Here is a 21,990-nt window from a genome sequence, read left to right as displayed (position 1 = left end):
AATTCTCTGGCCCTGCGTCAGGGTCCCGCTCTTCTTCCGCCGGTATGAACCGGATCAAGTTCGTCGGGTTGGCCTTGATCGAGCAGTCTTTCAACAGCTCGATCTCTGGTCTCTCAGCGCTTTCGCACACCCCGGAGCAGCACTCAGTATAGGCCTGATTCGGCACAAAAGGCGAAAGATGGCAGCGGTTTAACTGTGGTGACCGTCAAGTGCTTAATCCAGCCCCTGCAGCGCCAGCCACTCACCGCTGGTCGCCCGGCTCGATCGCCACTGGTTGATGGGCGCGCTCGTATCTTCGTAGCCCAGCGCAATACCAAAAGCGATCTGGTAGCCGCCCGGCAGCGCCAGTTGCTCAATCAGCATGTCGTTGTACATGCGCCAGAAGCCCTGTGCGCAGCTAGCCAGCCCCTTCTCGGCCGCCAGCAGCATGAAGGATTGCAGGTAAATGCCCAGATCCACCCACTGCGCATAGCCCAAGCGCTCTTCCACAGCAATAAAGATGCCTACGGGGGCGCCAAACATCTCGCCATTTTTGGCCAATTGCGCAAGGCGAGCGCCCTTGTCTTCGCGGCCGATGTTCAGGGCCTGGTACAGCTCTTCGCCGTTTTCAAAACGGCGGCTGCGGTAGGGCTCCCACAGTCCGGGTGGGTAGGACAGACCAGGGCGCTGCACGGGCTCAGTCACCTTGGCCCTGGCACTCAAGTCCTTGAGAGCTTGACCGCCCACCGCCGTCACGCGCCAAGGCTGCATATTGCCACCGGAAGGGGCCTGAGATGCAGTTTCCAGCAGGGTTCGCACCACTTCGCCGGGGACAGTCTGGGGTGTGAAAGCACGCACGGAGCGGCGTTGCTGCAAGGCTTGTTCGATGTTCATGGGTTTTTTCCTGATTTGCTGCACTGCAGTGTAAAAGCTGTGGCACTTTTCACAAGTCACCACGGATACGTATCCGCCGCAGCAGCCCCGTGCTTGCCCTGATGGCGCAGCGCGCGACGGCTGCGACCATGCGTTCTGCCCGTCGCCATGCATAGGCGCTTACTACCTCAGGAGATGACTTTGATGAAGCCTCGCTCTGTTTCCGCTGCCACCGTTTTCTCGCCACGCACCTTGACGCTGGCACTGGGCTGCCTGCTGGCCGCCGCAAGCGCTCAGGCGCAGGACAAGATTCGCATAGGCTTCATCACCGACATGTCCGGCCTCTACTCCGATGTAGACGGCAAGGGCGGCGCGTTGGCCGTGCAGATGGCGGTGGACGACTTTGGCGGCAAACTGCTGGGCAAGCCCATTGAAGTGCTGACGGCCGACCACCAGAACAAGGCCGATATTGCCGCCAGCAAGGCCCGCGAGTGGTTTGATACGCAGGGCCTGAATATGCTGATTGGCGGCACCACCTCCAGTGCCGGGCTGGCCATGGGCAAGGTGGCCGATGAGAAAAAGAAGGTCTACATCATCAACGGCGCGGGCACCTCAGCCCTGACCAATGAGCAATGCAGCCCCTACTTTGTGCACTACGCCTATGACACCGTGGCGCTGGCCAAGGGCACGGGCAAGGCCGTGGTGGAACTGGGCGGAAAGAACTGGTTCTTTTTGTCTGCGGACTACGCCTTTGGCCAGGCGCTGGAGGCCGATACCACCCGCGTCATCAACGCCTCAGGCGGCAAAGTGCTGGGCAGCGTCAAGCACCCGCTGAACACGGCCGATTTTTCATCCTTTCTGCTGCAGGCCCAGAACTCCAAGGCCCAGATTCTGGGTCTGGCCAATGCCGGCGGCGACACCATCAATGCCATCAAGTCAGCGCGTGAATTTGGCCTGACCAAGACCATGAAGCTGGCAGGCTTGCTGCTGTTCAGCTCCGACATTCACAGCCTGGGCCTGAAAGCCACCGAAGGACTGATGTTTACCGACAGCTGGCACTGGGACCTGAACCCCGAAAGCCGCAAGTTCTCGGATCGCTTCTTCGCCAAGTTCAAGAAAATGCCCACCTCGCTGCAGGCAGCCAACTACTCGGCCGCCATGCAATACCTGAAGCTGGCCGAAAAGCTGGGCACCACGGACGCCGACAAAATCATGGCCAGTTTCAAGGCCACGCCGCTGTCGGACTTCTATGCCAAGGGGGTGATCCGCCCCGATGGCCGCTATGCCCACGACATGCACCTGCTGCAGGTCAAGAGCCCGGCAGAGTCCAAAAAAGCCTGGGATTACTTCAAGGTGCTCAAGACTCTGCCCGGCGACCAGGTCTTCACCACCAAGGAAGAAAGCAAGTGCGCGCTGTGGAAGTAAACGGTTGACGCAAAAAAAAGAAGCCGGGCCACTACAAAGCGGTCCGGCTTTTTTGATTCAATCACTACCAAAACAAGAGCTGCTTGCGCTTTATTGACAAGCGCTAGACAAGGATTCAAGCCTTATTTACCCAAAATCTGGTCGATCTTTTCTTTCTGGAAGGCCTCGGGCCGTTCGGACTCGCAGGGCATGCAGTCCTTGACCTGACCTTGAATCGACAGCTTTTCTATCGCGGCCCACAGCAGCGCAATCTGCTTTTCATGGCTTGATGCGCCTTCAGACAGGGAGCGCATGGCCTGCGCCACAGGGTCCACTTCCGTGGTCACACCATAGGCGCTGAAGCCGCTCTTGCCGCAGTCTTCATCAATCACACCCGCTGGCTGCGCAACCACCTTGGGGGCGGCCTCGTGCTCCGTCACATCGGCGCTCTGACCGCTCTTGCTGGCAATGATGCGTGCAGGAATGCCCACGGCAGTCGCTCCCGCAGGCACGGGCTTGATGACCACGGCGTTGCTGCCGATCTTGGCGCCATCGCCCACTTCAAAGCCGCCCAGCACCTTGGCACCGGCGCTGACCACCACGTTCTTGCCCAGCGTGGGGTGGCGCTTGGCCCCCTTGTACAGCGATGTACCGCCCAGCGTTACGCCGTGATAGATGGTGCAGCCGTCGCCCACCACAGCCGTCTCGCCAATCACAACGCCCATGCCGTGGTCGATGAAGACCTCTTTGCCGATGACAGCGCCGGGGTGAATTTCAATGCCGGTGAACCAGCGGCCCATGTGCGAGATGAAGCGGCCCAGCCATTTGAAGCCATGCGTCCAGCACCAGTGCGCCGGGCGCTGCAGCCAGATAGCGTGCAGTCCGGGGTAACAGGTGATGACCTCCCAGGTACTGCGAGCCGCAGGGTCGCGGTCGAGGATGCACTGGATGTCGGAGCGCAGGCGATCAAGCATCAAATATCGAGAAATGTTTAGCAGGTCATCGAGTCTAGCGGGTTGGCGGCTCGCACTTCAGCATGGCTTTGGCAACACCGCGAAGAATATGGATTTCTTCCTGCGTCAGCTGCGCGCGGTTGAAAAGCTGGTTAAGCCGGGGCATGAGCTTTTTGGGCGCTGCCGGGTCCAGAAAGCCGACATGGGCCAGCGCCTGCTCAAGGTGGCTGAGCATGCCCTGGACCTGAGCCATGTCGGCACGGTTGACCTCGGGCGTGTGCTCTTCGACCTGGAAGCCGCCCAGCGCCGCGCGCCAGTCATAGGCAACGACTTGAATCGCCGACGCCAGATTGAGCGAGCCAAACTGCGGATTGGACGGAATGGTCAGCGCCACATCGCAGCGGTACACATCGTCGTTGCTCATGCCAAAGCGCTCACAGCCAAACAAAAAGGCCACACCCTTCTGGTTACAGGCAGCGCCAGGGGTGACTGCGTTATCCGTCAAATCGCCATCTACCGCTGGTGCAGAGCGCACATCAAGCTCACCTTTCAGTAGCAGCTCAAAATGCTCGCGCGGCGTGCGGGTGGGCGGGCCAAAGTCGCGCGGCGTCATGGCCGTGGCGCACATATGGCTGATGCCGTCCAGCGCTTCTTCCAGCGTGTCGACAATGCGGGCCTTGTCCAGCACATCCAGTGCGCCGCTGGCACGCTGAATGGTTTCTTCCTTGCGCAGCACATTCTTGTAGCGCGGGCGCACCAGCACCAGGTCGTCAAAGCCCATGGTCTTGAGCGCGCGGGCAGCAGCGCCCACATTGCCAGCGTGGCTGGTTTCAATCAGTACGAATCGGGTTTTCATCACAGCAAAAGGCCCCACTTGTGGCCTTGATAAAACAGTACAGAGACAGCACCCACACTCTTGGTGGCTCATTGGAGGGCCGCAGACAAGACCCTCTGGTCTCTGGGCCACACAAGCAAAAAAAGTGCAGGCTGGGTAGAATTGCGCCTATTGTCGCCGCCCCGCATCGCCGGTCGCGGCTTTTTACGTTCTTACCCGCGTAGTTCAGCCCGCCTTTGCGCCGGGCTGAGCCGCCAAGGCACTCACAATCTATGTCGAACTCCCTGCACCCCATGCTCAACGTGGCCATCAAGGCTGCTCGCGCCGCTGGCGCCCTCATCAACCGTGCCGCACTGGATGTGGAATCGGTGCGCGTTGCGCAAAAGCAGGTGAACGACTTTGTGACCGAGGTAGACCAAGCCGCCGAGCGCGTCATCATCGAGACGCTGCTGAACGCCTACCCCCAGCACTCCATCCTGGCCGAAGAGTCGGGTGAAGAGCACGGTGCCAAGAACTCTGACCACGTCTGGATCATCGATCCCCTGGACGGCACCACCAACTTCATCCACGGCTTCCCTGTGTACTGCGTCAGCATCGCTCTGGCTTACAAGGGCAAGGTCGAGCACGCCGTTGTGTATGACCCCAGCCGTAACGACCTGTTCACCGCCACCAAGGGCCGTGGTGCTTACCTGAACGAGCGCCGCATCCGCGTCTCCAAGCGCACTCAGCTGCGTGACTGCCTGATCTCCACCGGCTTCCCATTCCGCCGTGGCGACAACTTCAAGCAATACATGCTGATGCTGGGCGAAGTCATGCAACGCACTGCTGGCGTGCGCCGCCCCGGCTCTGCCGCTCTGGATCTGGCCTACGTGGCCGCCGGTTTTGCCGATGGTTTCTTTGAATCCGGCCTGTCCATCTGGGACGTGGCTGCAGGCTCGCTGCTGGTCAGCGAAGCCGGTGGTCTGGTTGGCAACTTCACCGGCGAAGCCGACTTCCTGGAACAAAAGGAAATCTTGGCCGCCGCTCCCCGCATCTATGGCGCACTGATCCCCGTGATTGGCAAGTTCAGCAAGTTCGCCTCTGCCGGTGAAAAGGCTGCCGTGCGCCAAGCCGTGAAGTCTGACGACTTCGAAGTGCCTGCTGACAAGAGCGCCGAAACCGAATCTAAAGCTGCTGAATAAGCGCTCAATATAAAAAGGCAGTCGCCCCACGACTGCGAAAAGAGCCCGGCTCCTGTGAGTCGGGCTCTTTTTTTATCTCCACAGAATCCACAAGTTCACTGTCCAGAATCGGCCCCAACGACAAACGGGCAGATCAATATGATGGATTTTTTCAGCCAGCACTGGACGCTGGCCATTGACTGGGTTTCCCTGCACGCGGTGACGCCCGTGGTCAATGCTCTGAACATTGCCGAGGCCGCCGGGGACCCGCGCGAGGTTGCGGCGGGCATCTTGATCGCGCTGCTGCAGCTGTTTCTGATCGGCGGCGTGATGCGCCCACTGGAAAGCCTTTTGCCAGCCGAGCGCTGGGCCGACCGGCGTCACACCACGGTGGACCGCAACTACACCCTGCTCATGCTGCTGGGCCTGTTTCCGCTGTTCAGCTTTCTGATCCTCATGCCAATAGCCCATATGCTGGGCGGCGGGCCAGCTACCGAAGAGGCCAGCGGCCTCAAGGCTTGGATACCGTGGTTTGAAGACCATCCCTACATTTTGTTTGCCGTGTACTACGTGATCTACGACCTCACGTACTACTGGATGCACCGCGCCCAGCACGTCATTCCCTGGTGGTGGGCCATGCATAGCATGCACCACAGCCAGCGCCAGATGAGCTGCTGGAGCAATGACCGCAGCAACTATCTGGACGGCATGCTGCAAAGCTTTGTCCTGGCCACCGTAGGCCTCGTCATGGGCGTTGAGCCATCCGAGTTCGCCATGCTGGGCCTGCTCAGTGAGTTGGTGCAGAACTTCTCGCACGCCAACGTCGCCCTGCGTCTGGGCTGGGTTGGCAAGATAGGCGAGCGGCTGTTTGTCGGCCCGCGCTTTCACCGCAACCACCATATGCTGCGCGATGCAGAGCGGCCCGAGCGCCACAACTGCAACTTTGGCCAGGTTCTGCCCTGGTGGGATCAGCTGTTTGGCAGCGCCCTGTATCACGACGAAGCATTGCGCCCCACCGGCGTGAGCGACCCCGAAGTCGATGCCGACAACGAGCGCGGCCTGATCGCCATGCAGTGGTACACGCTCAGGCGTTTCTGGGGCGCAGTCACCTGCCGCGCAGGCTGGCGGCTGGGTGATGTGTCTTTTGGCCCCGGCTACCGACCCATTCATGATGAGGATGAAGCCGCTGCGCCTGATGCTGAAAGCGCTAAAAGCGGCCACAAGATCAGCTTTTGACCATGGCCGATAATGCGTAGTTTGGCGCGCGCCCTAATCAGCGCAGCGCCCCACGAATTGCATACCGCTGAAGCGATGACCCAGAAAAGCACAGAAACCCCGTCGTCGGCCCATTTTCCCGATATGACGAACCTCTCGGCACACACGCCGATGTTCCAGCAATATCTCCCCATCAAGGCGCAGTACCCCGACACGCTGGTTTTCTACCGCATGGGGGACTTTTACGAGCTGTTCTTTGGCGATGCCGAAAAAGTTACGCGCCTGCTCGACATCACGCTGACCTCGCGCGGCCAGACCGCAGGTCAGCCGATTCCCATGGCGGGCGTGCCGTTTCATGCGCTGGAAAACTATCTGGGCCGCCTCATCAAAATGGGCGAATCGGCGGCGATTTGCGAGCAGGTCGGCGAAATTGGCCTGGGCAAAGGTCCGGTGGAGCGCAAGGTAGTGCGCGTAGTCACGCCCGGCACGCTGACGGACAGCGAGCTGCTTTCCGACAAAAGCGAAGCCATGCTGGTCGCCGTGCACACCGCAGGCCGTCAGCGCTGCGGCCTGGCCTGGATGGCCGTGACACAGGGCCGCATCCACATGGCCGAATGTTCGGCCGATGAGCTGGGCGCATGGCTGTCTCGCATCAGCCCCAGTGAAGTCATTTACAGCGCCGGTGTGACTGAGCGCTTTGAGCAAAACCTGCTGGCCATCAAGCACAGCAGCGCCATTGCCTGCCCGCTATCGCCCCGCCCCGACTGGCAATTTGACTCCGGCCTGGGCGAGCGCAAGCTGCTGGAGCTGTTGGGTGCCGCCAGCCTCAAAGCCTGGGAGGCCGAAGACATGCCACTGGCCCATGCGGCCAGCGCTGCCCTGCTCTCGTATGCCGAGCACACGCAGGGTCGTAACCTCACCCATATCCACGCCATTCAGGTTCAGCGCGACGATGAGCTGATCGCCCTGCCGCTGGCCACGCGCCGCAATCTGGAGCTGATCAAGACGCTGCGTGGCGAGGACTCGCCCACGGTGTTTTCGCTGCTCGACACCTGCATGACCGGCATGGGCAGCCGCTTGCTCAAAACCTGGCTGCTGGAGCCAGAGCGCAACCGCAAGAGCGCCATGCAGCGCCTTGAAGCCATTGGTGTGTTGCGCGGCACGGGCGCAGGCATGACACCCTGGCAAGCCCTGCACGCCGAGCTGAAAGGTGTGAGCGATGTGGAGCGTATTACCGCCCGCATTGCCTTGCGCCAGGTACGCCCGCGCGAGCTGGTAGGCCTGTCCAAAACGCTACAAAAATCGCAGCTGCTTGCGCAATCAGGAAAAGCGCCATCGGCCTATTTGACTCAGATTTTCACCGATCTGATTCCGCCCCAGGGCTGCGCCGAGCTACTGGCAAGCGCCATCATGGAAGAGCCCGCTGCACTGGTGCGCGATGGCGGCGTGATTGCCGCCGGTTTTGATGCCGAGCTCGATGAGCTGCGCGCCATTCAGAACAACTGCGACGAGTTTCTGCTGGAGCTGGAGTCCAAGGAAAAGCTGCTGACCGGCATTCCCAACCTGCGCGTGCAGTTCAACAAGGTGCACGGCTTCTACATCGAGATTACCAACAGCTACAAAGATGCGGTGCCCGAGCGCTACCGCCGTCGCCAGACGCTGAAAAATGCCGAACGCTACATCACGCCAGAGCTAAAGGCCTTTGAGGACAAAGCACTGTCCGCACAAGAGCGTGCATTGCAGCGCGAGAAATTCCTGTTCGAGCAGGTGCTCGATCAGCTTCAGCCCCATGTGCCACAACTTACCCGTGTGGCGCAGGCCATCGCCGCGCTGGATGTGCTGTGCACGCTGGCCGAGCGCTCGCTGACGCTGAACTGGGCCGAGCCGCAATTCGTCAGCCAGCCCTGCATAGAGATCGAAGCCGGTCGCCACCCCGTGGTGGAAGCGCGCATGGCCGAGACATCGAGCGGCAGCTTCATCGCGAACCACACGCGCATGAACCTCAACACGCGCATGCAGATCATTACCGGCCCGAATATGGGTGGTAAATCGACCTATATGCGCCAGGTGGCCCTGATCACGCTGCTGGCCAGCATGGGCAGCTATGTACCCGCTGCCAGCTGCCGCCTTGGCCCCATTGATGCCATCCACACCCGCATCGGCGCGGCCGATGATCTGGCCAATGCCCAGTCCACCTTCATGATGGAGATGACCGAGGCCGCGCAGATTCTGCATTCGGCCACACCGCATTCACTGGTGCTGATGGATGAAATCGGCCGTGGCACCAGCACCTTTGACGGTCTGGCGCTTGCCAGCGGTATTGCCACGCAGCTGCATGACAAAACCAAGGCCTTCACGCTGTTTGCGACCCACTACTTTGAGCTGACCGAGCTGCCCGCCAAGGCCAAAGCCGCCGTCAACGTGCATGTGGGTGCAGCTGAATCAGGCAGCGATATCGTGTTTCTGCACGAGATTCAGGCCGGCCCCGCCAGCCGCAGCTACGGTATTCAGGTCGCCAAACTGGCGGGCATGCCCGCAGGCGTGCTCAACCACGCCCGCCATGCGCTGGAGGCTCTGGAGTCGCAGGCCGGTGAAAACGACATGCAGGTCAACCTGTTTGATGCGCCCGAGCTGGTAGACGATATTTCCGCCCCCAGCCGATTGCAGCAAGCGCTTGCTGCTATCAATCCTGATGTATTGAGCCCCCGCGAAGCGCTGGAAGCGCTGTACCAGCTCAAAAACATCAGCGTGGCATAAGCGAAACGGCCTGGAGGATTCAACTCCGCCAGGCCGTGCAATCGGGCAGCCGTTAATGCTTTGCCGACTCGCCCAGCTTGAAGGCCGAAACTTCGCCCAGCAGGCGGACCGCCTGCTCGCGCAAGCTGGCAGCCGCTGCTGCCGATTCTTCGACCAATGCCGAGTTCTGCTGCGTAGCACCATCCAGCGCCGCCAATGACTCATTGATCTCGGTAATACCGCGCCCCTGGGCTTACGAGGTCTGGCTGATCTCACCAATGATGTGAGTGACCTGGGTCACCGACTGCAGCAGCTCGCGCATGGTCACACCCGCGCTTTGCACCAGCTGCGAGCCTTGATCGGCTTGCTCGACCGATGCCGTAATCAGCTGGCGCACTTCCTTGGCTGCCTCGGCCGAGCGCTGGGCCAGGCTACGCACCTCCGCCGCCACTACGGCAAAGCCGCGCCCCTGCTCACCAGCGCGCGCGGCTTCCACGGCTGCATTCAAGGCCAGGATATTGATCTGAAATGCAATGCCGTCAATCACCGAGCACCTGCGCTTCAGGCAGCTCTGCCAACACATACAAGTCCAGCTCGGGCACATAAGACGAAGCAACGATGTGCGGTCCCTCTGCCGTGTCATACACAGAGTGCACGAACGGCTTCTTGTCCAGCAAGGCAGAGCTAAGAGATGCGGAAAATCCGGGTAAATCCTTGAGCCAGTGGGCACCATCAGCCAGAGCCGAGTCCCGGTGCATCAGAATGCTGCCGTTGCCGCGCACCAGAAACACGCTGCCGGACTCTCCCACCTTGTATGAGCGCACGGTCTGAGCCAGCGGATCCACGGACAGGCCCAAACCAGCAATGCCCTGGCGCTTGTCACCCGCATCGAAGCGGATGTTGATAAACATCATGTATTGGCTGGAGATGGCGTCTTTATCGATGGCCAGCATCTGGCTAGTACCCTTCTCCAGAAAATCATAGAACCATTGCTCACCCTGCCCCTTGGACGAGAGCATGCGTCCAAGCCCTTCGTTCGTCAGATATTTCTGCGTGCTGCCCGACACCCAGAGCACGGTCTCGGCACCCGCTTGCTTCTTGACGGAGCTGGCGTACTTCACCCAGGCGGCACCCCTCTCGGCAGGCTGATTGCAGCCTCCCAGTCCAGCAAAAAGCTGTTGCTGGCCGTGGTTTTGGCAATGGCCAGGGGCGTAGCGATCTGGCGCAATATGTCGTTGCGGATTTCACCCACCACGGCCGGCAACTCCAGAGTCACCACCCGTTCACGCAGGTTGGCACCCGTCAGAAAGAAACCCAGAGCCGTGGCGATCGCGACAAAGAGCAGCAGGCAGGCCAGCATGCCGGACATCAGCTTGTAGCGAATGGAAAGGTTGCGTAATACGCTCAGCAAAATCGTCAAAATGAAAGTAAATGTAATTAAAAGGCGCGGAATTCTCTCATGTTCAACAGCAGTGCGACCTCATCCCGGACGGGCAACAGTTTTGCCCTCGTTAGCACTTGCTATGTGGCAGCAATGCCCGGGCGCGCTGCAACTGTGACGACTCTCTTTTAAAATCCCGCAGTGGTTTTCATACGGCTGGCGCTGGCTCGGCCTTGCGCTGACGAGCCCCAGGCGAGCGCCTCACCACTACACTTCAAATCTTTACCGTACCGCTTTCTGTCATGACCTATTGCGTCGCCCTCAAACTCAATGCAGGCCTCGTCTTTCTGTCCGACTCCCGCACCAATGCAGGGCTCGACCAGATCAGCACTTTCCGCAAGGTCATGCTTTATGAGCAGCCGGGCGAACGCTTTATGGTGCTGCAGTCTGCAGGCAATCTGTCCATCACCCAGTCGGTGCGCGAGCTGCTGGAAAGCTTTCAGCTGCACGACACGACCACGGACGAGATGCTCACCATCTGGAATGTACGCAGCATGTTCGACGCTGCCCGCGTACTGGGCGCAGCCGTGCGCCATGTGTATGAACGCGAAGCCGCCGCCCTGCAGCGCGCAGGGGTGGACTTCAATGTGTCCATGATTTTTGGCGGCCAGATTCAGGGTGAGCAGATGCGCCTGTTTCAGGTCTATTCGGCCGGTAACTTCATCGAAGCCACGGGTGAGACGCCTTACTTCCAGATCGGCGAATCCAAATACGGCAAGCCCGTGCTGGACCGTGTCATCACCTCAGAGACCCCGCTGGATGAAGCCGCCAAATGCGCCCTGGTGTCCATGGACAGCACGCTCAAGTCCAACCTCTCGGTGGGCCTTCCGCTGGACTTGATCGTCTACGAAAACAACCGTTTTGCCACCGACCGCATTGTCTGCCTGGACGCCGACAACCCCTATCTGCGCATGCTGCACGACAGCTGGGGCGAGCGTCTGCGCAATGTGTTCGACAGCATTGACGACCCGGCCTGGGATGGCGGCCAGACGGACTCCCCCATCCGCATTCACAGTCCGCGTGCGCATCCGCTGGTAAAGGTGGGAACACCCACTGCCATGAAGTCCGTACTGGGCAATGGTGCAGGCAGTATCCCGCCCGCAGCACTGCGCCAGCCGCCTGTTCCCGCGCAGGCAGGCCTCAGCACCGCCACCGAATACCAGCGCATGCAGACCAGCGAGGAGCAGGCCAGGCTGCAGCGGCAAGCATCGCTCTCTAACCGATAAGATGAACGCACCTAAGGGTGCGTTTTTTCATGACAGGCGCACCCGCCGCCCGATTCATTATTCTGTGCCCCACAGCTCTCACACCATGGTTCCTGCCAGAGATTTGAATACCCTGCCCGTGGTGTTCGCGCACGCCAACAGCTTTCCTCTCGGTACCTACCGCCTGCTATTTTCTCTGCTGCGCCAGCGCGGCATTGACGCCAGTGGCGTGCAGCGCTTTGGCCATGACCCGGCACGCCCGGTCACCAATCACTGGCCGCATCTGGTGGATGAGTTGATCGAATTTGTCGAGCAAAAAGTGCAGCAGCATGGCCAGCCCATCTATCTGGTGGGCCACTCGCTGGGCGGCATTCTGAGCTTTCAGGCGGCCACCAAACGACCCGATCTGGCGCGCGGCGTACTGCTGATTGACTCGCCCCTGCTTGGCGGCTGGAAGGCCAATGCTGTCGGCATTGCCAAGCAGACGCAGATTGTGGCCTCGGTCTCGCCGGGAAAAATCAGCCAGCGCAGGCGCAACACCTGGGCCAGCAATGCCGAGGCGCTGGAGTACTTTCGCAGCAAAAAAGCCTTTGCTCAGTGGCACCCACAGGTGCTGCAAGACTATGTGGAGCATGGCCTGCAGGACGACGATCAGGGCAAGCGTAGCCTGCTGTTCACCCGCGAGGTGGAAACCGCCATCTACAACACCCTGCCCAGCAATCTCAACCACCAGCTCAGGCGCAACCCGCTGCGCTGCCCCGTGTCCTTTATCGGCGGGCGTTCATCGGTAGAAATGCGCCAGGTCGGCATGGAGATGACGCAGCGCATGACACGCGGACGCATCATGATGCTGGACGGCGGTCACCTCTTCCCCATGGAGCGCCCACAGGCCACAGCCGCGGCCATCGAGGCTTCGCTGCTCAATATGGAGCAAAGCATTCTGCAAAAAGCGGGCTCAGATGCTCATAAATAGATAGCTGGTAGCGCCTTTTAATTATTGGATTCATTCATAAAACATGCTGATATCCAATGAATAAAGGCGCTAGCGGCTATGAAAAAAGCCACTTGCAATCACGCAAGTGGCTTTTTTATGTGCTCTAGCAAGCTAGCTTAGAGGCGCTAACACCACCCAGCAAATCACAGATTTGCGGTTGAGACAAGGCATGAAGCCGCAGGCAGTACAAACGTACGACAAGGCGAAATAACGACGTATCAAGGGTGGTGTTAACGACTCTTAGTGGTGCCAGTTCACCACACCGGTATAGGCCGTCACCAGCACAATGATGCCAAAGACGATGCGGTACCAGGCAAACGGCACAAAGCTGTTGGTGGAGATGAAACGCAGCAGCCAGCGCACGCACAGCCAGGCGCTGATGAAGGAGAAGACCAGACCCACGGCGAACAGCGGCACATCGTCCATGCTTAGCAATGCGCGGTCCTTGTAGAGGCTGTAGACGCCTGCGCCAATCAGCGTGGGCATGGCCAGAAAGAAGGAGAAGTCCGTCGCCGCTTTGCGCGATAGGCCCATGACCATGCCGCCAATAATGGTGGAGCCGCTGCGACTCATGCCGGGGATCAGCGCCAGACATTGCACCAGGCCGACCTTGAGCGCATCGACGGGCGTCATATCGTCCACCGACAGCACGCGGGTGGCGGCAGCGGGGCGGTTTTCAGCCCACAAGATGATGAAGCCGCCGACGATGAAGGTGGTTGCCACAATCACGGGCGTGAACAGGTGCTCTTGCACATACTTGCCAAACAGAAGCGCCAGGACCACGGCCGGCAGAAAGCCAATAAAGACATTGAGCGCAAACTTCTGCGCCTCACGGCTGGTGGGCAGCTCGACCAGCGTGCTGCGAATCTTTTGCCAGTACACCAGCATCACCGCAAAGATGGCACCGGTCTGAATGGCGATCTCAAACACCTTGGCCTTGCCACCGACAAAGCCCATCAGCGAGCCCGCCAGAATCAGGTGACCGGTTGAGGAAATCGGCAAGAACTCGGTCAGCCCTTCCACAACGCCCATGATGGCGGCCTTGAGCAGCAATAAAGTATCCACGCGAATCGTCCTTTGGGTGCAGGGTTGAGAGCAAAGCTGCTCATTATCCACTTGTCGTTTTCGCTATTTTGGGCCGCAGCTCTCTTACGACCCCTTAATCGCGCTGCAATCGCAAACTTTTACAAGCCATGGTTTGCGGCCATGGGCAAATTACCCAAGCTGTGCTGCAATAACTGCGCGTCCGTTGTCGGCGTTTTCACAAACATCACACCATCATGAAAAAACTCGTTGTCCTGGCTTTCGTGTCCATGGCTTGCAGCATGAGCATGGCTGCTGACGAAAAACCCAAAACCGCCCAGCAGCAACTCATGGGCACCTGCAACACCGAAGCCACCGGCAAAAAAGGCGACGAACGCAAGGAGTTCATGAGGTCCTGCCTGTCTGACGGCAAGAAGCGCCAGCAAGAACGCATGAAGAGCTGCAATGTCGACGCCACCGGCAAAAAGGGTGACGAGCGCAAGGCGTTTATGAGCGAGTGCCTGAAAAAGAACTGAGAGCCGCTCTTCTCAAAACAAAAAAACGCCATGGGTCAGACCATGGCGTTTTGTATTCTGCGAGTGCGGCCTTAGCGCGCTGCCAGTTGTGCCCGTCTGCCGCGCCGTTTGCGCCACCAGATGACGACTCCGGTGATGGACAACATGGCCACCATCACGCCCACAAAGGACATGAGAACGCGCCCGAAAGTGCCCAGAATGCGTCCGCTGTGCAGCGGCAGTTGCAGCTGCACGAACACATCGGCACCCGTGCCATGCCAGGGCCGATAGCTGCCCAGCAACTCGCCGGTCTCAGAACTCACATAGACGTTGGACAGGCCCATGCCCATGGCTCCGGTCTCGTCATCAGGATCGAAAAAGGACACGTTGTAGAACGGAAAATCTCCGCCATACCAAATGCCACCGGCTTCGGTCTTGATACCCAGCTGCACGGCCTCCTTCTTGGCAATGTCTATCGCCGAGGCGAAGCTGATCTTAGGCTCGATATAGCTGCCAAAGGGAGCTGGCTTGAGCGTTTCGTAAGGGCCCGGCGTGGTGGTCGAGACCTTGCTCATCACGGGATAGAACACCTCGCGGTAGAGATTAATCGAGAACGAGGTGAAGGCCACCACAACGATCACGCCCCAGATCCAGAGCCCGCCCGCACGGTGCAGGTCGAAGTTGAGCTTGTAGGCACCAGCGCCCCAGCGCAGACGCCAGGCCGGCATCCAGCGTGACCACCAGGACTTCCCGGAATCACCCTGTGCTTTGGCCGAAACAGGCTTGCGCTTCGCAGGCAGGGTCAACACCAGCGCCCAGAAGCTGTCGGCCAGCCACAGCAAAGCCAGGCCGCCCATGAACCAGTAGCCCCAGCGATCGCTGCCCGCAAAAGTGGGGCTGAGCAGGCTTTCATGCAGATGGCGCAGCCAGGGCATGAGGTTGCGCCAGCTCAGGGCCAGACTCTTGGAGTCCCGGTGACCGGTGATGGCACCCGTCACCGGGTCCACGAACACCGTGTTGTAGCTCAGCACATGCGGCTTGCCAGTGCCCTGGTCCAGCAGCGGGCGCACCAGAAAGGAAGCCACCTCCCCCTCGCGCAGACCCAGACTCATATAGGAGATTTCGACGCGTGGATCAGCCGCCTGCACGGTTTGCGCCAATTGCAGCGGCGTCTGCAGCTGGCCGCGCCCCGGCGTATGCAGCATGCCGGCGTTCAGCCAGTCGTCGATTTCATGATCCCACGAGAGCACCGCTCCCGTGAGGCCGGCCATGATCAGGAAAGCCGCGAGAAACAGGCCCACCCAGCGGTGAACCACGGTCCAGAGAGCGCGCATATATCCGTTCAACCTCAGAAGTTGACCGTAGCGCTCACCGACAGAGTGCGCGGAGCCGATTGCACCAGATAGTTAGCCCCCGGATAGCCGCCCACCGACGCCCAGTAGTTCTTGTCGAACACATTGTCCAGACGGGCACGCAGCGTCAGCATGCGGTCATTGCCCAGATCAACCAGATAGCGGGCACCGATGTCGGTGCGCGTCCAGCCGGCCACTTTCATGGTGTTGGCGGCATTGGCGTACTGACTGGAGGTGTGCGTCACACGCGCATTGAGCGCCAGACCGGACACACCGGGCACATCCCAATCCACGCCCAGCGTGGCCTGAGTCTTGGGTACGCCGATGGCATAGCGATCGACCTGAGAGGCATCGGCTGCCTGTTTGATCTTGGCCTGGGTCAGCGTCAGACCGCCCAGCACGCGCAGTCCCTTGGCGGCTTCACCAAAGACGGTGAATTCCATGCCCTGGTTGCGCTGCTTGCCGTACTGACCGTACATCTGATTGACGACATAGCTGCTGGGCACATCGGTGGTGTACAGGGCCGCCGTCGCACCCATGGTGCCGCGCTGCCATTTCACGCCCAGCTCTTTCTGCTTGGACTTGTAGGGCGAGAACACCTGACCGGCGTTGAGCACGGGCAGGCTATTGGCCGTGGAAGGCGCTACGGCACCCTTGGTCAGCGCCTCGATGTAGTTGGCGTAGACAGAGACATCATCGGTGACCTTGAACACCGCACCCAGTGCTGGCGTGGTGGCGGACTTCTTGTAACTGTCGGTCTGCAGGCCGCTGTTGTAGTCATAGCTGGTCTGGTCTATGCGCTGACGGCGCAGCCCAAGCGTCACTTGCAGGCGGTCGTCGTACATCGACAGCGTGTCGCTCAAAGCCAGGCTGTCGAAGCGGGTCTCACCCACCTTGTAGGGGTTGGCCAAGGAGCCACCGAAAGAGGTGTTCTGCGGCATGAGGCTGGCATAGGGGTTGTAGAGGTTGTTGCGCACCCCAGAAGCCATGGCCCAGGCACCGCTTTCCGTCGCTGAATAGGTGCTTGCCGAAGCCACCAGCTCATGACCGACGCTGCCCGTCTGCAGTCGGGTGCGAATGCCAGCCTCGGCCGTGCCGACGCGGTCCTTGCGCACGTTATCGAAGCGCGTTCCCGTGGTATCGCCGTTCGCGCTGAGCAGCGTCACGCCGCTGTTGATATTGTCTTCCTTGCTGCGGCGCAGGCCGCCCGCAGCCCAGGCGGTGGTTGTGGCATTGAGATCCCACTCGCCGCGCATGGTGGCAAACAGATCACGCTCGGTGGAGCGCGTCCAGCTTTGAGCGTAGTTGGTCTTGTTGTCCGGAACCGCAGGAATGAAATCCGAAGGCGTCACGCTGGGACGGCCACCACGATAGCTGTTGCGCTGATAACCCACATCGGCCGACAGGCGCACATCACGGCTGCGCCAGTCAAGGCCCACACCCAGTGCCGTCAAGCTGCGGTCCTCGCCCTTGATGCCCGTGCCGCCATCGCGACGCACAGCATTCAGGCGTACGCCTGTGCTCTGGTCCGGGCCGAAGCGACGCGACACATCGGCCGAAGCATAGGCCTGACCACCGGTTTGTATGCCGGTGCTGACTTGGGTAAGTGGCTCGTTGCCAGCGCGCTTGGGCAGCAGACTGATCACGCCCCCCACGCCGCTGCCGCCGGGAGCGGCACCGTTAAGAAACGCATTTGCACCGCGCAGCACTTCTACCCGCTCGAAAAATTCAGAGGCAACATACTGGCGCGGCAGCAGCCCGTACAGGCCGTTATAGGCAATATCGTCGGAGTACACGGGCATGCCGCGCAGCATGTACAGCTCCTGGAAGTTGCCAAAACCACGCGCCTGGCGCACCGACGGATCGCTCAAGAGCACATCGCCAACGCTTTTGGACTGCGTGTCCTCGATCAGCTGACTAGTATAGGCCGTGGACGAAAACGAGGAATCCTTCCAGTCCCGGGTTCCCAAAATGCCGTTGCGCGCTCCGGTGGCTACCTGCCCGCCCGCAAAAGGCTTGGCCAGGCCCTGCGCCGATGCGTCGGCGCTGGCTTCCACGGTCACGGTCTGCAAGGAGGTTTCTTGTTCTGGCGCCTGAGCAGAGCTGGCGGTCTGGGCCCAAAGAAGCTGAGGGCTGCACAGAACAATGGCAGCCAGTGAAATTCGACGAACAGGGAACATTTTTAGATGCTATTGAGAATGATTTTCAGAATCATTAGATTCTAAAGTTCAATCATTTATGCAGCAGCAAACACCCTGATTTTTCAACGGAATCCAAACCAGATCGAAAAGCATGCAGGCGCTACGTGCTATGTGTGTGCGCACAAACAAGCGCTACACCCGGCTCTTGCACTATGCAACTGGCTCCCGGATTTGGCCGCTTCGTCGCAAAGCGCTGGCCGAGCCAATCTCCGACGCGCACAGTCCTGCTCATCGCAGGAGAAAACCATGCAACTGACGCCTTTGATCGCTTTTCATATGAGTTCAGCCATCGCTGCCACTGTCGTCGGAGCCCTCACCTTCTGGGCACGCCGCAGCGGCAGACCGCGCCCTATGCTGCATCGCATTGCCGGCTACGCCTTTGTTCTGCTGATGCTAGGCGCAGCGATCTCGGCCTTGTTCATACGCGACTTCAGCTTGCCCAACTGGTCGGGCTTCACGCCCATTCATCTGCTGGTGCCCGTCACGCTGGGCGGGCTGGGGCTCTCTTTCTGGCATCTGGCGCACCGACGCATAGACAAGCACCGCAGCATCATGCGCAAGCTCTACATCGGAAGCTGTGTCGTCGCAGGACTTTTCACCCTGGTGCCAGGACGCCTGCTGGGCGACCTTCTCTGGCAAAAACTGGCATGACCCGAACCGTTCAAGGAGCGCTACATGAACCCCATTTCACATGACACCCTGCAGCAGCAGGCCCGCCGCCGCGCAGGCATGAAGCTGGGCTGGTACATCCACGCCTCGGTCTATGTACTGGTCAATCTGGGACTGATGAGTCTGGCCCTGAGCCAAGGCCGCCACTGGGCTATCTACCCGGCCCTGGGCTGGGGTCTAGGACTGCTGATACATGGCTGTGTGGTCTGGCTGACAGCACCGGCAAGCCCTCTCTTTGGCCGCCTGGTGGAGCGCGAACTGCGATCCCTGCAGCAGCGCGAGAAAAACTAGGCGCGGAACCTGCTCTCACCTACGATGGCTTCCATGCAACCCGCTTTATTCCCCGCCTTGCTACGCCATGGTGCCATCACCGTGACCGCCTGTCTGCTGATTACCGCCGCCCTGACCGCACTGGGCCAAGGCCTGTGGGATGTCAACCTGGCCTACTCTCTGGCAATTGGTCTGATCAGCTGGCTGACGATTGACCTGGCCAGACTGCGCTGGCGCGAGTCCGACGCAATTGCCTGGCCGCGCGGAGCCAAAGGGCTGGCCCTTGTGCCGCTGGGCATTGCGCTGGGCCTGGTTCTGGGCAGTTCGCTGGGCAAGCTCTATGTACAGCAGCGGCACCCGGAGCTGCAGGCTGCAGCCCAGCCGTCGCTATGGCTTCCTGTGCTCATCACCATCGGCACCAGCATTGCCATGTCCTGGGGCTTCTATGTGGTCGGCAAGGCGCGCCATCTTCAGGTTCAGGCCGAACAGGCCCAGCGTCAGGCGGCAGAGGCCAGACTGAGCCAGCTGCAGGCGCAGCTTGAGCCCCATATGCTGTTCAATACCTTGGCCAATCTGCGCGTGCTGATCGCCAGCGATGCGCCGCGCGCCGAGCAGATGCTGGACCATCTGATTGCCTATCTGCGTGCCACGCTGGCGGGCTCACGCAGCGGCACGCACAGCTTGCAGGCCGAGTTTGCGCTGCTCGGCGACTATCTGGCGCTGATGCAAGTGCGCATGGGCGCACGCCTGAGCTATAGGCTGGATTTGCCGGCCGAGCTGCGCGATGCGCACGTGCCCACCTTGCTGCTGCAGCCGCTGGTAGAAAACAGCATTCGCCACGGACTGGAGCCACAACTGGCAGGCGGCCACATCCATGTGACGGCAGCGCTGCTGAAGGGCGGGCGGCTGGAGCTGACGGTTGTTGACAACGGCTGCGGCCTGTCTGCATCCCCGCACCCTACCAGCAAGAGCACCGGCAACCCCCGCAGCGGCTTTGGCCTGCAGCAAATCCGCGAGCGGCTGGCCACACGCTATGGCGATCAAGCCACTTTTGAATTAATAGCTGCCAGCGCAGGCGGGACAAGCGCCAGCCTGATATTTCCTTTAAAAATCGAGCCATGAGCCACACCCACCCACGCGGCCTGATTGCCGAAGACGAGCCCCTGCTGGCACAGGCGCTTGTACATATGCTGAGCACGCAATGGCCTGAGCTGCAGATTCAGGCCGTCGCTGGCGACGGTATCAGCGCAGCGGCGCAGGCACTGCAGTTATTGCCCGATGTGCTGTTTCTCGATATCCGCATGCCGGGCCAGAGCGGACTGGAGGCTGCCGCAGAGATTGCCGATGCATGGCCGGAGGACAGACCGCTGCCCGCCATCGTCTTTGTCACCGCCTACGACCAGTACGCGCTGGCCGCGTTTGAGGCCTGTGCTATGGACTATGTGCTCAAGCCCGTGCAGCCCCTGCGACTGGCACAGAGCGTGCAGCGCTTGCAGCACTGGTGGCAGCAGCGCCAGTCGGCGCAGGAAGCACCGCAGCCCCAGACGCTGGAGCAAACACTGAAACAGTTGCTGGCCTTGCAGCAGCGCATGCAGACCAGTGCAGCCACGCCGCTGCAAATCATTCAGGCCAGCGTGGGCGCGCAGATTCATATGGTGCGGGTGCAGGACATCGTGTATCTGGAGGCTGCCGACAAATATCTGCGCGTGCTGACGCCTCAGCAGGAATATCTGCTGCGCACCCCGCTCAAGGATCTGCAGCCCCAGCTCGATGCCCAGCAGTTCTGGCAAGTTCACCGCGGCACCGTGGTGCGCGCCGACGCCATTTCCAGTGCCCAGCGCGATGAGGCAGGGCGCCTGTGGCTGCAACTGCGGGGGCGCGGCGAAAAGCTGCTTGTCAGCCGCCTCTACGCCACGCGCTTCAAGGCGATGTAGCGCCTAATTACGCAACTCCATCACATCATCCCAGTCCACGTCCTGCATGGCATCCCAGTGCGCCACGATGACGCTACGCGGGCGCTTCGGGTCTTTGAGTGCGCGCGCCATTGCAGCCAAGGCCTGTTGTACATAGCGCTCTGAAGGCTTGTCCAGCGCGGCCAGTGGTTCATCAATCAGCACCAGCTCTGCACCGCTGGCCCAGCCCGCCGCCATCCATAGCTTGCGCTGCGTGCCTGATGACAGCGCCAGCAACAGCTTTTTCAAATGCGGCTCCAGCCCGAAACCCTGCACATGCTGCTCAAACTGCGCAGCGGACCAGTGCGGGTAAATGCTGCGCTGCAAAGCCACCCAACTACTGGCCGTCATGTGGCTGTGCACATCATTAAGGGACTCGCGCGGGTCCTGCCAGAAGCAGGATGCAGCGGGCAAGCTTGCATCTTCTGAAAACGCGTAGTGCAGCACACCGCGGCCCAGAGGCAGTTGCCCGGCCAGCGCTTTGAGCCAGCTGGTCTTGCCTGCGCCCTCATCGCCTTGCACCAGGCACAGTCCTGCGGGCCAGCAATGCGATGCCAGATTCGCCACCGCGCGGCCCGGATAGCCGAAACTGACTTGCAGGGCCTGCACCATGCAACGCATCTCGCGGCAGTCATCCGTCTCAGAATTCATAGCTAGAAACGCCTTATAAGTATGGATTTACGGCTGATTTCATCCAAAGCACCTACGCACTTGCTGCAGACAAGGCGCAGGCACAATGGCGTCCCCTCAACAGCGCGCAATATGCCATGGCTCTGGACTATTTGGAATTCGACTACAGCGAAGATGAAGAAGGCACCGGCACATGGGATGCCATGGCCTGCGTCAAAGCCGAGCGTGTGCCTGCGCTGGCCGCCGAAATCGAAGCCGTGCTGCGCTGGGCCAGCCAGAAGTTTTCAGGCCGCCAGGGCGCTGTGGAAGACGGTTTTGACTGGGACTACGACCTGCAGGCCCAGGACGATGATGGCGAACCTTTGGCTGCCCGCTTTGACAAGGCCGAAGGCAAGCTGACGCTACAGGCCTCGGCAACCGGCCGCACCTCAGTCAATCTCTCGCTATCCGGTTCTGCTCATTTTGGTGATGCACTGCGTGAGAAATTCGACATTGAAGATTGAGAAACAAGGATTGCTAACGGGGGCTAAACCCCTGGAAAGTCATGACCACCCCATGCAAAATGAGGCCGCCTGAAGTGACT

20 protein-coding genes, 1 pseudogene and 1 riboswitch are annotated in these 21,990 nt (G+C 60.3%); of the genes and pseudogenes, 12 read left to right on the top strand and 9 right to left on the bottom strand.

What is annotated here, in order from left to right; translation table 11 throughout:
• Positions 1–14 precede the first annotated feature (14 nt).
• Positions 15–144, bottom strand: a riboswitch (TPP riboswitch).
• A gap of 69 nt (positions 145–213) precedes the next feature.
• A complete protein-coding gene (locus tag CLU84_RS04600) occupies positions 214–873 on the bottom strand; it encodes a nitroreductase (protein ID WP_099736145.1) in 660 nt (219 codons plus the stop codon).
• Between the two features lie 183 nt (positions 874–1,056).
• Between CLU84_RS04600 and CLU84_RS04595 the strand changes: the two genes are divergently transcribed.
• The gene (locus CLU84_RS04595) at positions 1,057–2,277 is read left to right on the top strand and encodes an ABC transporter substrate-binding protein (protein ID WP_199173685.1); all 1,221 of its coding nucleotides are present in this window, start codon (positions 1,057–1,059) and stop codon (positions 2,275–2,277) included.
• Between the two features lie 122 nt (positions 2,278–2,399).
• Here CLU84_RS04595 and cysE read toward each other — a convergent pair whose 3' ends face one another.
• Together cysE and CLU84_RS04585 are read right to left on the bottom strand one after the other, a co-directional pair.
• The gene (cysE, locus tag CLU84_RS04590; RefSeq protein WP_099736144.1) at positions 2,400–3,230 is read right to left on the bottom strand and encodes a serine O-acetyltransferase; all 831 of its coding nucleotides are present in this window, start codon (positions 3,228–3,230) and stop codon (positions 2,400–2,402) included.
• Between the two features lie 34 nt (positions 3,231–3,264).
• On the bottom strand, positions 3,265–4,065 hold the full coding sequence (locus CLU84_RS04585; RefSeq protein ID WP_099736143.1) for an RNA methyltransferase: 801 nt from the start codon (positions 4,063–4,065) through the stop codon (positions 3,265–3,267).
• A gap of 251 nt (positions 4,066–4,316) precedes the next feature.
• Between CLU84_RS04585 and CLU84_RS04580 the strand changes: the two genes are divergently transcribed.
• The 3 genes from CLU84_RS04580 to mutS all read left to right on the top strand — a co-directional run bounded on the left by CLU84_RS04580 (position 4,317) and on the right by mutS (position 9,176).
• Positions 4,317–5,225 carry an inositol monophosphatase family protein gene (locus CLU84_RS04580; RefSeq protein WP_099736142.1) on the top strand — a complete coding sequence of 303 codons (909 nt, stop codon included), beginning with the start codon at positions 4,317–4,319 and terminating at the stop codon, positions 5,223–5,225.
• Between the two features lie 138 nt (positions 5,226–5,363).
• Positions 5,364–6,440, top strand: coding sequence for a sterol desaturase family protein (locus CLU84_RS04575; RefSeq protein ID WP_099736141.1), 1,077 nt, complete (start codon positions 5,364–5,366; stop codon positions 6,438–6,440).
• Positions 6,441–6,590: 150 nt separating this feature from the next.
• Entirely contained in the window at positions 6,591–9,176 is a 2,586-nt protein-coding gene (mutS, locus tag CLU84_RS04570) for a DNA mismatch repair protein MutS (RefSeq protein WP_199173755.1), read from the top strand.
• Positions 9,177–9,228: 52 nt separating this feature from the next.
• Here mutS and CLU84_RS04565 read toward each other — a convergent pair.
• A pseudogene (locus CLU84_RS04565) lies at positions 9,229–9,702 on the bottom strand (methyl-accepting chemotaxis protein); the annotation flags it as partial.
• 570 nt (positions 9,703–10,272) lie between these two features.
• A complete protein-coding gene (locus CLU84_RS04560) occupies positions 10,273–10,524 on the bottom strand; it encodes a hypothetical protein (protein ID WP_158235168.1) in 252 nt (83 codons plus the stop codon).
• Between the two features lie 314 nt (positions 10,525–10,838).
• On the opposite strand from CLU84_RS04560, the gene CLU84_RS04555 reads away from it, so the two are divergent.
• Together CLU84_RS04555 and CLU84_RS04550 are read left to right on the top strand one after the other, a co-directional pair.
• The gene (locus CLU84_RS04555) at positions 10,839–11,822 is read left to right on the top strand and encodes a proteasome-type protease (protein WP_099736138.1); all 984 of its coding nucleotides are present in this window, start codon (positions 10,839–10,841) and stop codon (positions 11,820–11,822) included.
• A gap of 85 nt (positions 11,823–11,907) precedes the next feature.
• Positions 11,908–12,774 (top strand): alpha/beta fold hydrolase, encoded by an 867-nt coding sequence (locus tag CLU84_RS04550; RefSeq protein ID WP_099737858.1) that lies wholly within the window; start codon positions 11,908–11,910, stop codon positions 12,772–12,774.
• Between the two features lie 261 nt (positions 12,775–13,035).
• Here CLU84_RS04550 and CLU84_RS04545 read toward each other — a convergent pair whose 3' ends face one another.
• On the bottom strand, positions 13,036–13,860 hold the full coding sequence (locus tag CLU84_RS04545; protein WP_099736137.1) for an undecaprenyl-diphosphate phosphatase: 825 nt from the start codon (positions 13,858–13,860) through the stop codon (positions 13,036–13,038).
• 215 nt (positions 13,861–14,075) lie between these two features.
• On the opposite strand from CLU84_RS04545, the gene CLU84_RS04540 reads away from it, so the two are divergent.
• The gene (locus tag CLU84_RS04540; RefSeq protein ID WP_099736136.1) at positions 14,076–14,354 is read left to right on the top strand and encodes a PsiF family protein; all 279 of its coding nucleotides are present in this window, start codon (positions 14,076–14,078) and stop codon (positions 14,352–14,354) included.
• Positions 14,355–14,425: 71 nt separating this feature from the next.
• Here CLU84_RS04540 and CLU84_RS04535 read toward each other — a convergent pair whose 3' ends face one another.
• Together CLU84_RS04535 and CLU84_RS04530 are read right to left on the bottom strand one after the other, a co-directional pair.
• Positions 14,426–15,667, bottom strand: coding sequence for a PepSY domain-containing protein (locus CLU84_RS04535; RefSeq protein WP_099736135.1), 1,242 nt, complete (start codon positions 15,665–15,667; stop codon positions 14,426–14,428).
• Between the two features lie 14 nt (positions 15,668–15,681).
• Complete coding sequence (locus tag CLU84_RS04530) at positions 15,682–17,865, bottom strand: TonB-dependent siderophore receptor (RefSeq protein ID WP_099736134.1); 2,184 nt, start codon at positions 17,863–17,865, stop codon at positions 15,682–15,684.
• A 267-nt stretch (positions 17,866–18,132) separates the two neighbouring features.
• Between CLU84_RS04530 and CLU84_RS04525 the strand changes: the two genes are divergently transcribed.
• Genes CLU84_RS04525 through CLU84_RS04510 form a run of 4 tightly spaced genes read left to right on the top strand, consistent with a single transcriptional unit; the run spans position 18,133 to position 20,759 of the window.
• Positions 18,133–18,537, top strand: coding sequence for a DUF2306 domain-containing protein (locus CLU84_RS04525; RefSeq protein WP_099736133.1), 405 nt, complete (start codon positions 18,133–18,135; stop codon positions 18,535–18,537).
• Between the two features lie 24 nt (positions 18,538–18,561).
• Positions 18,562–18,846 (top strand): 2TM domain-containing protein, encoded by a 285-nt coding sequence (locus CLU84_RS04520; RefSeq protein WP_099736132.1) that lies wholly within the window; start codon positions 18,562–18,564, stop codon positions 18,844–18,846.
• 33 nt (positions 18,847–18,879) lie between these two features.
• Positions 18,880–19,947, top strand: coding sequence for a sensor histidine kinase (locus CLU84_RS04515; RefSeq protein ID WP_233209925.1), 1,068 nt, complete (start codon positions 18,880–18,882; stop codon positions 19,945–19,947).
• Positions 19,944–20,759: a LytTR family DNA-binding domain-containing protein gene (locus CLU84_RS04510; RefSeq protein WP_099736130.1), complete on the top strand. Its 816-nt coding sequence runs from the start codon at positions 19,944–19,946 to the stop codon at positions 20,757–20,759. Before CLU84_RS04515 ends, CLU84_RS04510 begins: the two co-directional genes overlap by 4 nt.
• A 3-nt stretch (positions 20,760–20,762) precedes the next feature.
• On the opposite strand, the gene CLU84_RS04505 is transcribed toward CLU84_RS04510, so the two are convergent.
• The gene (locus tag CLU84_RS04505; RefSeq protein WP_099736129.1) at positions 20,763–21,428 is read right to left on the bottom strand and encodes an ATP-binding cassette domain-containing protein; all 666 of its coding nucleotides are present in this window, start codon (positions 21,426–21,428) and stop codon (positions 20,763–20,765) included.
• A gap of 116 nt (positions 21,429–21,544) precedes the next feature.
• Between CLU84_RS04505 and CLU84_RS04500 the strand changes: the two genes are divergently transcribed.
• Positions 21,545–21,910 (top strand): hypothetical protein, encoded by a 366-nt coding sequence (locus CLU84_RS04500; RefSeq protein WP_099736128.1) that lies wholly within the window; start codon positions 21,545–21,547, stop codon positions 21,908–21,910.
• The last annotated feature ends 80 nt before the right edge of the window (positions 21,911–21,990 follow it).

Source organism: Comamonas sp. 26 (assembly GCF_002754475.1).
Lineage (GTDB): Bacteria > Pseudomonadota > Gammaproteobacteria > Burkholderiales > Burkholderiaceae_C > Comamonas.
The sequence above is the reverse complement of the archived record's forward strand: the minus strand, read 5'-3'. Positions and strand labels throughout refer to the sequence as shown.

Bases quoted from the DNA above. Each gene is read 5' to 3' on its own strand.
- CLU84_RS04600 (WP_099736145.1), bottom strand. From the start codon at position 873: ATGAACATCGAACAAGCCTTGCAGCAACGCCGCTCCGTGCGTGCTTTC.
- CLU84_RS04595 (WP_199173685.1), top strand. From the start codon at position 1,057: ATGAAGCCTCGCTCTGTTTCCGCTGCCACCGTTTTCTCGCCACGCACC.
- cysE (WP_099736144.1), bottom strand. From the start codon at position 3,230: ATGCTTGATCGCCTGCGCTCCGACATCCAGTGCATCCTCGACCGCGAC.
- CLU84_RS04585 (WP_099736143.1), bottom strand. From the start codon at position 4,065: ATGAAAACCCGATTCGTACTGATTGAAACCAGCCACGCTGGCAATGTG.
- CLU84_RS04580 (WP_099736142.1), top strand. From the start codon at position 4,317: ATGTCGAACTCCCTGCACCCCATGCTCAACGTGGCCATCAAGGCTGCT.
- CLU84_RS04575 (WP_099736141.1), top strand. From the start codon at position 5,364: ATGATGGATTTTTTCAGCCAGCACTGGACGCTGGCCATTGACTGGGTT.
- mutS (WP_199173755.1), top strand. From the start codon at position 6,591: ATGTTCCAGCAATATCTCCCCATCAAGGCGCAGTACCCCGACACGCTG.
- CLU84_RS04560 (WP_158235168.1), bottom strand. From the start codon at position 10,524: ATGTCCGGCATGCTGGCCTGCCTGCTGCTCTTTGTCGCGATCGCCACG.
- CLU84_RS04555 (WP_099736138.1), top strand. From the start codon at position 10,839: ATGACCTATTGCGTCGCCCTCAAACTCAATGCAGGCCTCGTCTTTCTG.
- CLU84_RS04550 (WP_099737858.1), top strand. From the start codon at position 11,908: ATGGTTCCTGCCAGAGATTTGAATACCCTGCCCGTGGTGTTCGCGCAC.
- CLU84_RS04540 (WP_099736136.1), top strand. From the start codon at position 14,076: ATGAAAAAACTCGTTGTCCTGGCTTTCGTGTCCATGGCTTGCAGCATG.
- CLU84_RS04535 (WP_099736135.1), bottom strand. From the start codon at position 15,667: ATGCGCGCTCTCTGGACCGTGGTTCACCGCTGGGTGGGCCTGTTTCTC.
- CLU84_RS04530 (WP_099736134.1), bottom strand. From the start codon at position 17,865: ATGTTCCCTGTTCGTCGAATTTCACTGGCTGCCATTGTTCTGTGCAGC.
- CLU84_RS04525 (WP_099736133.1), top strand. From the start codon at position 18,133: ATGCAACTGACGCCTTTGATCGCTTTTCATATGAGTTCAGCCATCGCT.
- CLU84_RS04520 (WP_099736132.1), top strand. From the start codon at position 18,562: ATGAACCCCATTTCACATGACACCCTGCAGCAGCAGGCCCGCCGCCGC.
- CLU84_RS04515 (WP_233209925.1), top strand. From the start codon at position 18,880: ATGCAACCCGCTTTATTCCCCGCCTTGCTACGCCATGGTGCCATCACC.
- CLU84_RS04510 (WP_099736130.1), top strand. From the start codon at position 19,944: ATGAGCCACACCCACCCACGCGGCCTGATTGCCGAAGACGAGCCCCTG.
- CLU84_RS04505 (WP_099736129.1), bottom strand. From the start codon at position 21,428: ATGAATTCTGAGACGGATGACTGCCGCGAGATGCGTTGCATGGTGCAG.
- CLU84_RS04500 (WP_099736128.1), top strand. From the start codon at position 21,545: ATGGCTCTGGACTATTTGGAATTCGACTACAGCGAAGATGAAGAAGGC.